Origin of the sequence: Occallatibacter sp., assembly GCF_035317045.1 — a bacterium.
In the GTDB taxonomy this organism is placed as follows: domain Bacteria; phylum Acidobacteriota; class Terriglobia; order Terriglobales; family Acidobacteriaceae; genus Telmatobacter.
Genome location: NZ_DATHHT010000024.1, coordinates 210,223 through 226,174, shown reverse-complemented (window position 1 = coordinate 226,174; position 15,952 = coordinate 210,223). Strand labels below are relative to the sequence as shown.

Sequence of the window (15,952 nt, the reverse complement as noted above, 5' to 3'; positions counted from 1 at the left end):
CATTCATCCGTCGGCCCGAGATGACCATCTTGATGTGGTTCCACCCGTTCTCCCGGAGCGGTGCCCGCGTCTGATATTGCGGAAACAGGTCCCAAGCAGCACACCATGCGTTTGCGGCGCATACTGCATGCAGGCGTGGAAAGCGGGACAGGCCGCATCGGGCCTGAGATATAACAACTCGAAATTCTTCTCGTCTTGCTCACGAAAAGCGATTCCAGGCGCGCCCCGCCCAATCGTATTCACGTCGAACTCGATGGTTCCGTTGCTGAACGTGATGTCTTTCAAGACCGCATCGCCGCTGTTCAATCGCATCAGGCCGCGATAAAAACCCAGCTGCTGCAGGAACTCCGCGTTCTCCTTCGTCTGCCAGTGATCGGCCGTCATGGTGATGTTGATCGGTGCCGCGCCCCAGGCAATCGAAACTGCTGAGAGGAAGCAAACGCAGAGCGCAGTTTTCCAAAATGCATCTTTGCTGACAAGTCTCTTCATGACCCCAGCGTATGGAAGAGCCATCCCTTTTTACGAGAGGAGGGTGACGAGACGGACCAGTGTGTTCCGAGACGATCCCAAACATTGGCGGGTTGGTTGTTCGCGACAACCGAAAAGCTGCTCGCTGATTCAGCGAAGGGATCGGCGGTTGTCCTGTCGAATGTCGGCTATCTTCTCGATTTGGGAATGCGTCCGAAGCGAGGATCATGACGCAGCAAAAGATCGCACGCATGAAGTGCCTCCCTCTCGAAGCCGGGGCTGTCACTCGGGATGACCAGCCAATGGCCGATCTTGTTTCCCAGCAGCTCGATCCTGCGGATGGAAGGAAATTCACGGCGCAGTTTTTCGTCTCCGGGGTTCGTGCCGTCCGAAAGAACAAGCCAGACGCCGTTGTCCTGCGGAGATTTGGGATGATCGCGGAGCATACAAACAATACGGTCGCGCAGGTAGACGGCAAAACCCGAAAACATGCGACGCACCTCGGGGTTCAAGGGCATCAGCGCGTCCAAAACAAACGCGTGCGGAGCCTTCTGCTTCGGTTTGGCAGCACGAACCATGATCTATATGGTCTATCAGAAGGACCACATTAGACCAGACCTGATTGCGGACGAACAGACACCAGGTGGCCCTTGACCAGCCACCGACCGTGGGTGCCCCATCCATGACGCAGTTTCATCGCGGCATGGGTGGGATACCCCGATCTCTGTGTGCATAATCCTGTTTTCCGTTTTTCCAGCGCTGTCATCCTGAGCGAGCGCAGCGAGTCGAAGGATCTGCGGTTGCCTTTCCTCGCATCAATCCCGCAACAAAGTGGGTGCCCCATGTCCCGTTTCTCCGACATGAAATACCTCCAATTCAACACTCCCCGATCTCACGCCTTTGAAGTATTCAGCTTTACCGCCGCGCGAATCAGCGCCTTCAACGCCTTCTCATTCACCTTGTCGCCTTCGCGGAAGTCAATCGCGCGCCTCAAATTTCCCTCAAGACTGGAATTGAACAAACCGGCGGGATCATCCAGAAAGGCGCCCTTGGCGAACGTCATCTTCACGACACTCTTGTGCGTCTCGCCCGTACAGATCATTCCGTCGTGCGACCACACAGGCACTCCAAAGGGGTTCGAAGGTTTTTTCCACTTACGTTCTTCCACCACATCAGGGTCGGCCTGTTTGATCAAGGCGCGCAGGCGCGCAAGCATCTCTCCGCGCCAGTCGCCCACCTCCTGGAAACGCGCATCCACCTCGGCCGAGCCAGATCCCGTCGACACTATTCCTGCTTTTGACTTCTTGTTCATCCTGAGTCCTCCTATACCACTGACCTAATTCGTCCCTACGTTGCATAGAGATTCTTTTCCAGGAACTCATTGCGGAATTTTCCGCTGGGGTCGTGCTGCTTCAGCAGCGCTTTGAAGTCGGCGAGGCGTGCGTATTGCCCTTGCAGCAGCGCGGGCGACAGGGTGAACAGCTTGGCCCAGTGGGGGCGCGGAGCGAACGGCTTTAATTGTGCTTCGATCCGGGGGAGAATCTGCTTGACCGTGTCCCACTCGGGTTTCCAGGTGAAGTGGATGGCGAGGGAATCGCGCTGGTATGCAGTGCTGATCCACAGATTGTCGGCGGCGATGGTTCGCAGTTCCGTCACAAACAAATGTGACGTGATTTGATCGCGCAGTTTCTCGACGGCGAGGATTGCCTGGTAGCCGCGCTCGCGGGGAACGAAGTACTCGGTCTGCAATTCGCGGCCGCTCGATGGGGTGAAATTCATCTTGAAGTGGGGCAGGCGTTCGTACCACGGTCCAGCGATACCCATCTGCTCGGTACAGCTTTCGGCGGGGTGGCCCGTGATGGGGTGCAACTTTTCAGTTGCACGTTTCGCGCCATAGAATTCCGCAGCCGATTCGTGCTTCTCGCCCGGCTGCAATTTGCGCTTGATCCATACCTGCGTGGCCTGGTGATGCTGCCAGTCGGTAAACAGGCTTACGCTGTATCCGGCGCCGAAGATGGCGTCGAAGTTGTGTGCGAGTTCATCGAAGTTGAGATTCTGATAGACGGTTTGCGCCACTTGGAATGTCGGCAGCAAGTCGAGCGTGACGCGGGTGACCACGCCCACCGCGCCAAGGCCTACGACCGCGCCCAGGAACTCATCGCCGTTCTTGTCGCGCGACAGCTGGATCAGTTCGCCGCTGGCAGTAACGATCTCAAGCGCGCGAACGGCAGTTGCAAGGTTGCCGTTGTGAATGCCCGAGCCGTGGGTCGCGGTGGCAATCGCGCCGGCGACAGAGATGTGTGGCAGAGACGCAAGGTTGTGCAGCGCATAGCCGCGCGCGTCGATGACCGGCGCGAGCTGGCCGTATTTGATTCCGGCGCCGACCGTAACGGTGCGGGCGTTGTCGTCGACCTCAATCTGGTCGAGATGCTGAAGCGAGATCTGATTTTGCGTGCTGTCGGCGATGCGATTGAAAGAGTGGCGCGAGCCGAGCGCCCGCAGCTGGCTGCAACTCTTCACCACGTCGCGCACCTCGTCCACATTCGCCGGCGTGTGCACGTGGTCGGTGCTGTAGGTGATGTTGCCCGCCCAGTTCTCGCGCGGGGCGGGTTGCTGTTGCGCTGTCGTCAACCGCGAAATCATGCCTCCGGCCACAATCGCTCCTGTAGATTTGAGGAACTCACGCTTGTTCATCGTTTCGATTGACCTCTCTCGCCCTTCGATGAAAATTCATATGTGCTCGACAAGCATAGGGTTCGTAGACAAACGAGGCAACAGCGAATTGGATAAGCGAGGCCGGCCGAATGCTCGGTGCCCGGATCCCGCTCATGGACGTCGTGTACCCTTGCGTCTCAGTCGTGAGCTATCGCCTAAGTTTCGAAACTTTCACAAACGGCCGCCGCACAATCCCGCTTCTCGCTTGTCAAGCGTCATGTCGCCCCTGACGCCGCTAACTCTCTGAAAACAAAATGCAAAAAAATCTTCAATCTTTGCAGTCTATTTCGCGCATTTCGCTAAGCTATATCTATGAGCAAAAAACTCCAGGGCCCTCGCCGTGAGCGTCCGTAACGCTTCCTTCTCCCTGACCAGTCTCGAAGTCTTTTGCGAAGAATAATCTACAGACAAGTTCAATGATAAGAATAGTCTGCAGCGGACCCCTCCACCAAATGACTGAAGGTAGGAAATTTATGCCAAGAGATGGTGGGGGAGGGGGGAGGGTACTGAGCAGTAAACAGATCGTAGGCTGCTGGAATGTGCTCCTCGACCCTGGGAGCCGCTTTCATCCCATCGAATATCGACACCAGGATTTGTAGCCGAATTCATCGCTCATCCAATCCGTCAGACCCCACCGTGGACAATAAGAGGACCGCGTGCGCGGCCGAAACCAATGCCACGGCAACCCAACCAGCCCGAAGATCTCGCCAGACTCGCCGCCAACCCGCGCATTCTCGTCCGGCGCGATGGCCCGCTGCGCACTGACGGCAAATGCGTCGTCTACTGGATGCAGCGCGCCATGCGCATCCACGAGAATCCCGCGCTCGACGTCGCCATCGACGCCGCCAACCTTCTCGGCCTCCCTGTCGTCGTCTTCTTCTCTGTCATCCCCAACTACCCTAATGCCAACCTCCGCCACTACCACTTCCTCCAGCAGGGCCTGCGCGACGTCGAAGTAGACGCTAGGGAGCGCAGCATCGGATTTGTCCTTCGCCGCCACCCTGACAACTCCCTGGAGAAATTCCTCGAAGAAGTCAACGCGTCAATGCTGGTCGGCGACGAGAACCCCTGCCGCGAACCCGAGCGCTGGCGCAAAGTCCTTGCTCGCCGCCTCAAGCTTCCTTATTGGACCGTCGATGCTGACGTTGTCGTGCCTTCAGCTGTCTTTGGCCGCGATTACTTCCTGCTGCAACACATGCGCCCGCATCTCAAAGCTACGCTGCCCAATTTCCTCGTCGCACTGCACAGCCCAAAACAGCAGCACGCGTGGCACAAGCCGAAGTCCCTTGCCGCCGACTCTCTCGCCAGCGACATCACCGCCGGCTTCAATCACCTCGATCGCACCATTCAACCCGTCGATACCTTCACCGGCGGAACACACACCGCCATCAAGCACCTCAAGCACTTCCTCACTCACGGACTGAAAGACTACCCCGACAAACGCAACCATCCCGACGTGCAAGGCACCAGCCGTCTCTCGCCCTGGCTCCACTTCGGCAACATCGGCCCACTCACGATCGCCCTCGCCGTTGTGCAGGCCTTCGCCAAAGGCCAAGTGTCCGCGGCAGCCCGTGATCGCTTCCTCGAACAGGTCATCGCCTGGCGCGAACTCTCCGTTCTCTTCGTCAAGCACAACCCCAGCTACGACAACTGGGAATGCGCCGAACCCTGGGCTCGCCAGACACTCCTTGAACACGCCGGCGACGACCGCCCTTACCGCTACACTCTCCATCAACTCGAGCGGGCCGAGACCCACGACGATCTCTGGAACGCTGCCCAGCGCGAGATGACCCAGACCGGATGGATGCACAACTACATGCGCATGTACTGGGCCAAGATGATCCTCGCGTGGTCTCCCGATCCCGCGCGCGCCTACGAGTGGGCCGTCACCCTCAACGACCGTTACGAACTCGACGGCCGCGACCCTAATGGTTATGCCGGCATCGCCTGGGCTGTCGTCGGCAAGCACGACCGCCCTTGGTTCAACCGCCCCATCTTCGGCCTCGTGCGCCCCATGTCCGCCGCATCCACCTCGAAAAAATTCGACTCCGCCACCTATATCCATCAGAACAGTGTCAAAACGGAACTACTTTGCTGAACACTCTCCTGTTTCGCTGAGATATGTAGCGGCGATCACATCTCATTAGCTCAGGCACCGTCCTAAAATGGAACACAATTTCAATCCCGGAAATCTGGATGTTCCGCGCTAGGTAATTCATTGGATTTTGCTTAGCTTCCCTCGGAGGATCAGTGTGGGAGGCGGAAATCCGATCCTGTACGCGCGTGACGATTTCACCACTGAAGAGAACCTCGAGGCCGTTGATGTGCTTTACCGTCAACGTATGGCGACTGATCGTCATTGCGCTGGTCGTTGCATTAGGAGGCACGGCTCCTGGTCAATCCGCAACCGCGTCCACACACGCTGATGGCACACCGGCAACTCCGCCTCGTGTCGCCCAGGCGCTGCGATTCCTCGCACAACGAGGCCATCCAAAACGTCGCTCCTTTGCCCTCTCCGATCGACCGCGAAACGCTCTGATCGCGCCCGCAGCCTCAGCCTCGACTAGCCCGTCGACTGCGGTCTGGCAGCCGCTAGGTCCGTTGGCGGTCATCACTCCCAACTACGGCCTCGTCACCGGCCGTATCTCCTCGATTGCCATTGATCCCTCGGATCCCACTGGCAACCGAGTCGTTGTCGGAACCACAGGTGGCGGCGTCTGGCTCTCGCAGAACGCCGGAACGGCAGGCTCGGTCACCTTCACGCCAGTCACTGAAACACCCGCCGGCTTCGATGCGGTCCGCTACGCCTCCATCAGCATCGGCGCTGTCTCGGTCCAGCCCGGGGGCACCGGCGTAATCCTGGCTGGAACCGGCGACCCCAACGATGCCCTTGACTCCTACTACGGTGCGGGAGTATTGCGATCCCCCGACGGGGGAAATACGTGGACCGTCATGTCGCACACGGCCAATGCGCAGCTATCGTTTCAAGGGGAAGGTTTTGCGGGCTTTGCGTGGAGCGCAGTAAACCCGCAACTGGTTGTCGCTGCCGTATCTGAAGCGTACGAAGGCACCCTCGTCAGCGCGGAACTCTCTGGCGTCAGCTGTGCAGGCTTGTACTACTCCACCGACGCCGGCGCCAGCTGGAGCCTGGCCACCATCACCGACTCCCCAGGCCAGGACCCGCAAGGCCCGCAGGACATGTTCGCTTCGCCCAATGGCAACTCCGCCACAGCCGTTGTTTGGAATCCGATTCGACAGATCTTTATTGCCGCCGTCCGCTTCCATGGCTACTACCAATCGAGCGACGGGATCACATGGACCCGAATGACTGCGCAGCCCGGGGTCAGCCTCACCACTAGAATGTGCCCGACCAACATCGGATCCATCGGTTCCATTGCATGCCCCATTTTTCGCGGCGCACTTGCGGTGAATCCTATCACTGGCGATACCTTCGCCTGGACCGTCGACCTCAATAACCAGGACCAGGGGCTCTGGCAGGATCAATGCTCCATCTCCGGAGGAGCCTGCAGCAACCAAACGGTTGCCTTTGCGCAGAGATGGAACACCGCGCCGTTGGAAACCAACACAATCCTCGGGGCTGCAACGATCGCGAACGGCGACTACAACCTGGTGCTTGCGGCGGTCCCGGCGCAGCAAGACACTCTTCTCATTGCCGGGGCCAACGATCTTTGGCGTTGCAGCCTCGCGATGGGGTGCGCCTGGCGGAACTCCACCAACGCATTTACCTGCATGAGCGCACAGGTAGCCTCCTATCAGCACGCACTTGCCTGGAATCCGGCAAATCCACTAGAAGTATTCGTCGGCAATGACAGTGGTCTTTGGCGCTCGACCGATGGCGTCGGCGAGACGGGTTCGCCCTGCTCACCGACAGATGCCTCTCATTTTCAGAACCTGAACTCTGGCCTCGGCTCAATCGCTGAAGTTGAAAACATGTCCCAGGTCGGCGCCTCGCCGTACACAATGATGGTTGGCCTCGGTGCGAACGGCACAGCAGGCGTGAAAGGTTCTTCCGGACCTACTTCAGACTGGCCGCAGGTTCTTGGCGGCGAAGGCGGCCCGGTGGCGATCGATCCAGATGACCAGGCAAATTGGTACGTCAACAATAGTGCAGGGGTCTCCATTTTCCGCTGCTCCCAGGCTGAAGATTGCAACCCAGGAGCCTTTGGCTCGACGCCCATCGTCAATGATGCTGATGTGGCCGGTGATGGTTACACAATGACGTCGCCTGCACCTTTCATCATCGATCCACTCGATACAACTCAACTGCTGGTGGGAACGTGCCGCCTCTGGCGCGGACCCGCCGATGGCTCGAGTTGGACGAGCGTAAATGCCATCAGTCCGATACTCGACGGCGTCTCGGGGCTGAAGTACTGCAGCGGCGACGCGCTGATCCGCTCCATTGCCGCACTGCCGCTCTTAGACGGCACGGAAGTGATCTACGTTGGGATGCGCGGAGCATTGGATGGCGGAGCAGTCCTCGCAGGACACTTTCTCAAGGCAACCTACAGTCCCGCCGGCTCTACGATGCCCGCTTGGCAGGATCTCACGCTGAATCCGGTCGTCAACGATCAGGTGCGGCTCAACTACTACGGCCTCGATGTTTCCAGCATCTTCATCGATCCTCACGACGCAAGCGGCAATACGGTCTATATCACGATTGAAGGCGCGGAAGACTCTCTGCATGCCATTCGCACTCTCTACCGCACAACCGATGGGGGTGGCCACTGGAACGAACTCACGTCCAATTTGCCCCACTCCCCTGCGAACGCTGTTTTGATTGACCCCCAGGATGCCAATACCGCCTATATCGCGACCGACGAAGGCGTCTACTCAACTCGGGAAATAGCGGCTTGCTTCAACGGTCCCTCCAACTGCTGGTCGGTCTTCGGTACCGGCCTTCCTTTCGCACCTGTCACGCAATTGAGCGCATCACCAACGGCCACATCGCCCAATGTGCTGGTGGCGGGGACCTACGGGCGCGGTACCTGGCAGATTCCAATGTGGACTTCTGGGACGCAACTTACGACGGCATCGGCACAGCCAGACTCCTTGACCTTTGCATCGCAGACTGTTGGCACGGCCAGCAACGCACAGACCATCACGCTCACGAATAGTGGCGGAATTGCGCTGGCCGTCACGTCAATATCCGCAAGCGCTAGTTTCAACGAGACTGACAATTGCGTCAATGTCGCCGTGAATGCAGGAGCAAGCTGTGCTGTGCAGGTGACCTCTGAGCCCGGTCAGACAGGCAGTATTGCCGGTCAACTTACGATCAACGCGAATATCCCGGGCGGCCAGACATCAATTCCACTCTCTGGCGCAGGATTGAGCACGAGGCTGGTGACTGCATTACCGGCCATGCTCAATTTCGGCCGGGTACAGGTAGGAGCAACTTCGTCATCATTAGCGGTAACGGTTGAAAATTCGAGCGGCAGCGCTATTCCGCTTTCAAGCGTTGCCGCGACAGTCCCGTTCGCTGTCGCTTCCAACTCGTGCGGTTCTTCGCTCGTGGCCAATAGCGACTGTGCGATCTCCGTGACCTTTACCCCCACGCAAGTGGGCGCTGTAACCGGTTCGCTTGTGCTGTTTGACGGCGCCGGATCACAGGCGGTGGCGCTCAATGGAACGGGCGCCTCCGCGGCGTCCGATGTGCTTTATCCTCTATCTCTCACCTTTCCGGCAATCGCAACCGGAGAGCAGTCCAACGCACAGACCGCAACGCTGACCAACAACGGCGACCTCCCTCTCAATTCCATTGATGTCACCGTCAATGCCGGCTATCAGCAATCCAACACTTGCGGAACATCCCTTTCCGGCCACGCAAGTTGCGCCATTAGCGTGCTGTTTGCGCCCAATTCGACCGGTAGCATCACGGGCAACCTTGAGGTTTCGGACGCAATCCGCACACAAAGCATTGCGCTCTCCGGCACAGGGCTTTTGCCGCCCGCCATCGGAGTCAATCCGACACAACTCACATTTCCTTCGCAGCCCATTGCGCAGGCAGGCCCGCCTCTGACGTTGACGATCAGCAACACTGGCGGCGCGCCGATGAGCAGCATCGCCTTCCAGATCACCGGCTCTTCCGCATCGAGTTTCACGTGGGGAGCAAACGGTTGCGGGGCAACCCTGAACAGCGAAGCCTCTTGTGCGGTTCAAATCGCCTTTTCTCCCGCCTCGGCAGGTCAACTCACGGCCACGCTCATCGTAACCTCGTCCACAAGGGGCGTGATTCCCGTTCAGGTGCCGCTTAGGGGAATCGGTCAGGCGCCTTCGGGGATCACCGTCATCCCGGAGCACCTTTCATTTACAGAGCCGACACTCGGCCAGCCCAGCGCCGCGCAGACTGTGACCATCACCAATTCGAGCAGCGTTGCCGCAACTGGTATTAACCTTTCCGTTTTGCCACCCTTCAGCCTCGTTCAAGATGCGTGCGGCTCCACGATTGCAGCAGGCAGCAACTGCACGTCCGGAATCATCTTCACGCCCTCGGCCAATGGAGTTGTCACCGGCGTTCTCAACGTTAGTTCTTCCACGTTCGCTACGGCTGCGGTCGCGGCTCTCTCTGGATCAGGTGGTGCTGCTGGATCGGTTCAAGTGCAGCCAGCGGCACTTGCGTTTCCTGCAACTGGCATTGGCAACAACAGTCCGGCACAAACCGTCACCCTTACGAATAAGGGTGACGAAGCGCTGTCTGCGCTCACCCTTTCGACTTCCAATGGATTTCAACTTGGATTGACAACGTGCACGATCTCTCTTGCGGTTGGAGCCAGTTGCTCTGCGCAGGTACTGTTTTTCCCGACATCTGCAGGTCAGCAGACAGGCAATCTCACGGTTGCGAGTTCCTCGCTTGCGACGAGCGCGCAATCGCCTCTTTCCGGTATGGGATTCGATTTCTCCGTGGTGTCAAACGGGCAATCGAGGCAGACGGTTTCGAGCGGTCAGTCTGCGACCTTCGCTCTCAACATTGCGACGATCGGCGGCTCAAGCGGCACCTTTACCTTTACTTGCGGTTCGCTTCCAACGAACTCTTCGTGCATTTTCAATCCGCCGAACGAAACAGTTTCTGCAAATGCAACGGGCAGCGTTACGGTAAAGATTGCGACCGGTCTCGCGTCAACCTCCGCGCAGAATATCGGCCATGCAGGGTCGTTCGCCTCTGGCAGCATCTTTCTCGGTCTTGGCCTCTTCATGGTGCCTGTCGTAATCCGTTGCCGACGGCGAGGGTCGTTATTACTGGCGCTTCTCATTCTGAGTTCTTTCGGTGTAACAAGCTGCGCCGGAGCGGGCGGAGGCGGAGGCGGAGCACCGCCTTCGAGTCCGGCGAACGGTACGACACCGCCCGGAACCTATTCCGTCGTCGTAACGACTGCCGCAAACGGACTGTCCCACAAGATCACTCTCAACTTGACGGTCGACTAACCGCGTTCCGAACGATCAAGTTCTCGTCAGTGGAGGCTGAGTTAAAACGCAAGAAAGGAGCCGCTATACTTAAGTTTCAGACAGGATGCGCCGGCAGCCCCGACAGCTACAACGAGCGGGTAATGCAAGCTGCCATTCTAAGGATGGATCGACAATGACCGCCAAAGTGAGCGTCGAGGACGTGAAACGTGTGGCCGAACTGGCCCACCTTGAACTGACTCCGGCCGAATCCCGGAGCATGCTTCATGATTTGAACGCGATCCTTGACCACATCGCACAATTAGGCGAACTCGACACAAGTGCCGTCGCTCCTCTGGCCCAGGTAAGCGAACTGGAGGGCGCCGGTGGCGAAGGTTTACTGCGCAAGGATGCGGTGCTGCCTTCGCTTGATCGCGTCGGAGTAATGGCTGAAGCTCCAGAGACCGACCAGGTCTTTTTCAAGGTGCCGAAGGTGATTGAAAGATAGAGCGCAGACACGAACCCATCGCTGCCAAGAGAAGCCATGACGACTGAGACTTACGTAGAAAAGCCGAAGACGCTTTCTGAGCTGCGCGAGGGAATTGCATCCGGGCGCGTGAAGGCCGCGGATCTTGCCGCCAACTACTACGCGCGCATTGAGAAGGTAAATCCGCGTCTCAACATTTATCTCAGTCTGACCAAAGAACGCGCGCTCGAACAAGCGGCCAGGGTCGACGCGACTGCAGCGAAAGGCGATCCACTGGGTCCGCTCGCCGGCATCCCGGTCGGCATCAAGGACGTGCTCGTCATGCGCGGTGCACCTGCGACCGCGGGCTCCAGGATTCTCAAGGGCTATCATCCGCCGTACGACGCTACCGCTGTTGGCAGGCTTGAAGCCGCCGGCGCGGTGCTTCTCGGAAAACTCAATTGCGATGAGTTCGCAATGGGTTCTTCGAATGAGAACTCGGCTTATGGCCCGGTGTGCAACCCGGTCAATCCAGAACGCGTACCCGGTGGCTCAAGCGGCGGTTCTGCAGCGGCAGTTGCGGCTAATATCGCTGTCGCCAGTCTTGGAACCGATACCGGCGGTTCGATTCGCCAGCCCGCAAGCTTCTGTGGCGTAGTAGGCGTTTTGCCAACTTACGGACGAGTTTCCCGCTACGGGCTCATCGCCTTTGCATCGTCTCTTGACCGCATCGGCCCCTTCGCTGGAAACGTGCGCGACGCAGCGACGCTGCTGGGCGTCATTGCAGGACACGATCCCTGCGACGCAACGAGTTCCCCCGCGCCGGTTGCCGATTACGCTGCGGAATGCGACAAGGGCGTAAAAGGGCTGCGCATTGGCGTGCCTGCGGAATATTTCGGGAAAGGCCTCGATCCGGAAGTACGGGAACGCATTGAAAGGGGCATCGCGGCTCTGAAGGTCGCAGGCTGCACGATCAAGCCGATTTCGCTGCCGCTTACGCGCTACGCGATTCCGACCTATTATGTCGTCGCAACCGCAGAGGCGAGTGCCAACCTCGCGCGGTTCGACGGAGTGCGTTATGGCTATCGTTCGCCTTCGTCCGCAACGCTGTCTGACATGTATAGCCACTCGCGGGATGAGGGCTTTGGCGCTGAGGTCAAGCGCCGCATCATGCTCGGTACGTATGCGCTTTCGGCGGGTTATTACGACGCCTACTACCTCAAGGCGCAGCAGGTGCGCAGGCTTCTGGCCGAAGAATTCCTCCGCGCTTTCACCGACGTGGATGCGATTGTGACGCCGACCGCGCCGACGCCCGCGTTCAAGCTGGGTGAAAAGACGAGCGATCCTCTCGCCATGTACCTGGCCGATATTTATACCGTTACAGCGAGCCTTGCGGGCATCTGCGGCGTGAATGTTCCCTGTGGGGCGACGAAGGCAGGATTGCCAGTTGGAATGCAGGTATTGGCTGCTCATCTCCAGGAGGGAACGGCGTTGCGCGTGGCGCGCGCGGTGGAGGCGGCAGAGATTCAAGGAAGCAGGACTCAGGATGCAATTGGGTAGGACGTTCGCTGGATTGATTGCAGTATTTGCGTTTCTGGCAGTTTCTTCTGTTTCAAGCAACGCTACACCTCGCAAGGTTCATGTCGTAGGCCTGGGCGCCGCAAAACGCGTTCCGTACTCGAGTGCCGGCGACCCAGCCGGAGCTGGACCCGGCGAAGCCTCACTCAAGATTCGGCCGCTGATCGTTGACGGCACGGTCAAGGAATGGACTGCAGGTGAAGCTCACGATGTTACCGATCGCAGCTTTGTGGTGCGCCGCGTCATTCGCATCAACGATGAACTGCCAGGAGAAAAGCCGCGAAGTCCCGAGAAGCACTGGGTATGGCAGCGCGGTCCGTGGCTGCTGGTCGATCGCGTCACTGGGCACATCGTCCCGATGAAGCCGCCGGACTACGATCCGGGCATCAGCCAGGTTGTCTGGTTCCGCGACTATGGCGCTTATTGCGGCATCACGGCCAGCGGCAAGAGCCTTTATGCCGTCGTGGCGCAGATCTCTGGCCGAAAGCCGGTTCTGGCGAAGAAGTTGGCGCCGTCCGATCTTTCGAACCGATTGGATTCCGCTTGCGGTGTTGTCGAGTGGCAGCGCGAACCGCTGCGCGCAACATTCCATCCAGCGGGGAAGGATGCGATCAGCTTTGAGATTGTTCCCGGCTCCGCTGTTCTTGTTGAGGACTCCGAGGGTGACGCCGAACCGCGAAAAAACCAGTGAACAGGGAGTAGGGAGTAAGAAAAGGGAATAGGAAGTTGCGTTTAGGGATAGGGATATACCCCTCCCGCGATCATTGGTTTACGCATCCGATTGAATCCGGGGAGAGACGTTGTGCACCGGAACTGGTGCACGGGGCTTGCGAAGGATGCCGGATTGGTGGGATGCATCCACCGCGCAGGACGCCTCGCAGATGTGAGAAGAGGCTCGTGCCATCGCCAGCCGCATCCTTGCCGTCTGCGCCACGTCTAATTTACCAGGGCGACTTTCCCCGTATCGAATTGTTGTAAAAAATCCACAGTTCCTGTGTCTGATATCGTGCAGACGTCATCGCTGAAGAGAGTTACGATAACGGCTGCTTACCTGTCCCACATGACATCTGCCTGGCTTCCCCGGAAGGTCACATGAACCGCGATTGCAAACAGGGTTTGAGACTTCGCCTGCACTTTGAACACACCTTGAAAGAATGGGCCTGGTTCGACGCGTACGAACAGGCTCTCGAACTAATGCCGGTTGGACCTCCACAAGTCCACGAGTTCCAACAAGAAGCACACCACGCACACATAGAATTAGTTAAAGCTCGTCGCGCGTACATCGAACACATGGCCAGTTGTCTCGTCTGCAGCAGACGGCTTATCACTTCCGACGCCGTGGTCTCGATTCGAGAGAAGCTGAACACGTCACCACTTCAATGACCGGACTCGCCAGGTGCCGCAGGTCTCACGCAACGTCCGAGTGAGTGACTTCGGGCAGGCCTCGCCACGCTGGATGCCGTGCACCTCGATCTGCTGTGATGCTGGGCACCTCCACAAACTTCTCTTCATGCGAAGCTTTCCTAGTCTGGGAGGTCAAGACAATGGCATTCAGCGCGCCTGCGCCCGACAATCCGCCCGATCCACTCGCAACTCTTCGCGACATCTTGCAGCGCATCGCGCAGGCCGAGCACCCGGCAGAATTTGCTTTCATCAAACAAGTCCTCCTCGAACGCATCGCCGATCTCGAAGTAGAGACAGCAGCGCTCACGCCGATGGCTGTTTCGCGACCCTGACCGCCTCGGTGACAGCCGTCACCTACCAATTTGCCGCACGATGGAAGAATCCTTCTCACTCCCATGGCCCCGCAGAAACCACCAGTTCCCAAGTCTTCGCCCGCACTCTATGAGTTGCGGCATCTTCGCCGCGCACTCTCCAGGCTCGAAGACACCCACGCCACCACTTCGCCCGTCATCGAAAACCTCAAGCGTAATGTGGTGAATCGCATCTGCGAACTCGAAACCCAACTCGGCAGCACCGAACGCATCGAACCTTTGACCGCCTTTCGCAACACGTGACCCGGCACACTTCGTGTGCGGACTGTCCGTGCGACCCTCCCTGAAAGCATATCCATTGACGTCTGCGGGGGAGCCGGAACGAAAGCTGGATGGTCGGCTTGCGTGGCGCCGGGGGTTGGGGCAAGCTGAAGGGATGATGGAACCGATAGAGAACTTGTTGCAAAAGGCAGAAATTGCGCATAGGCACATGTGCGCGGGGCAGATTCTGGGCACGCGTATGGCGCTTCTTGGTCTGCGGGGGATCGGGATCGAAGATCCGCTGGGGATCGACCGGAAACGGCTGATTGTTTACGCGGAGATCGACCGCTGCGCCACCGATGCAATCGGCATGGTGACGGGCTGCCGGCTGGGCAAGCGAACTCTCAAATTCCGCGACTGGGGAAAAATGGCAGCCACGTTCGTGGACCTTCAAGCCGGATGGGGGATTCGGATCGTCGCGCTTGAGAACTCGCGCGACCTTGCCCGGGAGCTTCATCCGGAGATTGAAAACAAGCAGAAGCAGCAAATGCTGGCTTATCGGGAACTCGGCGACGATCAGCTCTTCAGCGTGCTGCGCGTACGGGTGAATGTTGACCCGGCTGAGTTGCCTGGCACCAAGGGAGACAGGGAGCTATGCGCGCGTTGCGGCGAGGGCATCAATTTCGGCCGATTTGAAGATGTTGGCGGGGAGCGGTTCTGCGTTAGTTGCGCCCACCCGGAGCTGAGCTACTGGACAGCGGAGTAAGGGGTTGTCATGGCCTGACATGATGCCTGAAATGCAAGAGCGGATTCTTCGTTCACCACCCCCAAACTGAAAAACGTTTGGGGCCCCGTTCGCGCAGAATGACAGCGGCCATCCCATTCAGTCAGAATGACAACCGCTAGTCCAGTTCACTCAGAATGACAGCGTAATTCGCGAAGAATCTCAGACTCGGGACACGGATCTCATTCCGAGCTTCGGTGCAGTGGACACGTGCGCGTATTCCCTGGCAGAGCTCGAACCGTAGTTCGTTTCTGTATCGAGACTTCTCACTGGCCGTGTCGGCAAGCCTCGCATCGAATACGGGTCGCGGATCTGTATCGAGATCATCGGCTGTTTTACGGTCGAATCCCGGTGGCTCGACAGTTCTTGCGTTACGCTCCACAGAACCCACAGCAAAAAAGCCACTGCGAGTCCTACCGGAATCAGAAACAAGGTTGCGAGATACATAGTCGTCTTTTCCGCATCGATTTCCTGCAGCGATCAAGCAAACCAATCTGCGGCAGCAATCGTGCCAGATCCAGAAGACGCCCTGGACCATAAAGAGGGGGAAGTCAAACGATAAGGTGT

At 58.4% G+C, this 15,952-nt stretch carries 12 protein-coding genes; 8 read left to right on the top strand and 4 right to left on the bottom strand.

The window, feature by feature from the left end; translation table 11 throughout:
* Nucleotides 1-3: 3 nt before the first annotated feature.
* From VK574_RS11865 to VK574_RS11850, 4 genes are all read right to left on the bottom strand, one after another.
* Nucleotides 4-489 carry a hypothetical protein gene (locus VK574_RS11865; RefSeq protein WP_472800067.1) on the bottom strand — a complete coding sequence of 162 codons (486 nt, stop codon included), beginning with the start codon at nt 487-489 and terminating at the stop codon, nt 4-6.
* A gap of 167 nt (nt 490-656) precedes the next feature.
* On the bottom strand, nt 657-998 hold the full coding sequence (locus VK574_RS11860; RefSeq protein ID WP_472800066.1) for a hypothetical protein: 342 nt from the start codon (nt 996-998) through the stop codon (nt 657-659).
* 362 nt (nt 999-1,360) lie between these two features.
* The gene (locus tag VK574_RS11855; RefSeq protein ID WP_472800065.1) at nt 1,361-1,780 is read right to left on the bottom strand and encodes a DUF1801 domain-containing protein; all 420 of its coding nucleotides are present in this window, start codon (nt 1,778-1,780) and stop codon (nt 1,361-1,363) included.
* A 35-nt stretch (nt 1,781-1,815) separates the two neighbouring features.
* Nucleotides 1,816-3,162, bottom strand: a complete 1,347-nt coding sequence (locus VK574_RS11850) for an FAD-binding protein (RefSeq protein ID WP_472800064.1) — start codon at nt 3,160-3,162, stop codon at nt 1,816-1,818.
* Nucleotides 3,163-3,856: 694 nt separating this feature from the next.
* Between VK574_RS11850 and VK574_RS11845 the strand changes: the two genes are divergently transcribed.
* The 8 genes from VK574_RS11845 to VK574_RS11810 all read left to right on the top strand — a co-directional run bounded on the left by VK574_RS11845 (nt 3,857) and on the right by VK574_RS11810 (nt 15,367).
* On the top strand, nt 3,857-5,281 hold the full coding sequence (locus VK574_RS11845) for a deoxyribodipyrimidine photo-lyase (RefSeq protein WP_472800063.1): 1,425 nt from the start codon (nt 3,857-3,859) through the stop codon (nt 5,279-5,281).
* Nucleotides 5,282-5,505: 224 nt separating this feature from the next.
* Nucleotides 5,506-10,623 (top strand): choice-of-anchor D domain-containing protein, encoded by a 5,118-nt coding sequence (locus VK574_RS11840; protein ID WP_472800062.1) that lies wholly within the window; start codon nt 5,506-5,508, stop codon nt 10,621-10,623.
* A 154-nt stretch (nt 10,624-10,777) separates the two neighbouring features.
* Nucleotides 10,778-11,089, top strand: coding sequence for an Asp-tRNA(Asn)/Glu-tRNA(Gln) amidotransferase subunit GatC (gene gatC / locus VK574_RS11835; protein ID WP_472800061.1), 312 nt, complete (start codon nt 10,778-10,780; stop codon nt 11,087-11,089).
* Nucleotides 11,090-11,125: 36 nt separating this feature from the next.
* Complete coding sequence (gatA, locus tag VK574_RS11830; RefSeq protein WP_472800060.1) at nt 11,126-12,607, top strand: Asp-tRNA(Asn)/Glu-tRNA(Gln) amidotransferase subunit GatA; 1,482 nt, start codon at nt 11,126-11,128, stop codon at nt 12,605-12,607.
* Nucleotides 12,594-13,316, top strand: a complete 723-nt coding sequence (locus tag VK574_RS11825) for a hypothetical protein (RefSeq protein ID WP_472800059.1) — start codon at nt 12,594-12,596, stop codon at nt 13,314-13,316. The genes gatA and VK574_RS11825 overlap by 14 nt, the downstream gene beginning before the upstream one ends.
* 853 nt (nt 13,317-14,169) lie before the next feature.
* Nucleotides 14,170-14,361: a hypothetical protein gene (locus VK574_RS11820; protein ID WP_472800058.1), complete on the top strand. Its 192-nt coding sequence runs from the start codon at nt 14,170-14,172 to the stop codon at nt 14,359-14,361.
* 63 nt (nt 14,362-14,424) lie between these two features.
* A complete protein-coding gene (locus VK574_RS11815; protein ID WP_472800057.1) occupies nt 14,425-14,643 on the top strand; it encodes a hypothetical protein in 219 nt (72 codons plus the stop codon).
* A gap of 157 nt (nt 14,644-14,800) precedes the next feature.
* Entirely contained in the window at nt 14,801-15,367 is a 567-nt protein-coding gene (locus tag VK574_RS11810) for an FmdE family protein (RefSeq protein WP_472800056.1), read from the top strand.
* Nucleotides 15,368-15,952 lie beyond the last annotated feature (585 nt).

Coding starts and splice junctions, on each gene's coding strand:
- gatA (WP_472800060.1), top strand. CDS start 11,126: ATGACGACTGAGACTTACGTAGAAAAGCCGAAGACGCTTTCTGAGCTG.
- VK574_RS11840 (WP_472800062.1), top strand. CDS start 5,506: ATGTGCTTTACCGTCAACGTATGGCGACTGATCGTCATTGCGCTGGTC.
- gatC (WP_472800061.1), top strand. CDS start 10,778: ATGACCGCCAAAGTGAGCGTCGAGGACGTGAAACGTGTGGCCGAACTG.
- VK574_RS11865 (WP_472800067.1), bottom strand. CDS start 489: ATGAAGAGACTTGTCAGCAAAGATGCATTTTGGAAAACTGCGCTCTGC.
- VK574_RS11850 (WP_472800064.1), bottom strand. CDS start 3,162: ATGAACAAGCGTGAGTTCCTCAAATCTACAGGAGCGATTGTGGCCGGA.
- VK574_RS11845 (WP_472800063.1), top strand. CDS start 3,857: ATGCCACGGCAACCCAACCAGCCCGAAGATCTCGCCAGACTCGCCGCC.
- VK574_RS11825 (WP_472800059.1), top strand. CDS start 12,594: ATGCAATTGGGTAGGACGTTCGCTGGATTGATTGCAGTATTTGCGTTT.
- VK574_RS11820 (WP_472800058.1), top strand. CDS start 14,170: ATGGCATTCAGCGCGCCTGCGCCCGACAATCCGCCCGATCCACTCGCA.
- VK574_RS11815 (WP_472800057.1), top strand. CDS start 14,425: ATGGCCCCGCAGAAACCACCAGTTCCCAAGTCTTCGCCCGCACTCTAT.
- VK574_RS11855 (WP_472800065.1), bottom strand. CDS start 1,780: ATGAACAAGAAGTCAAAAGCAGGAATAGTGTCGACGGGATCTGGCTCG.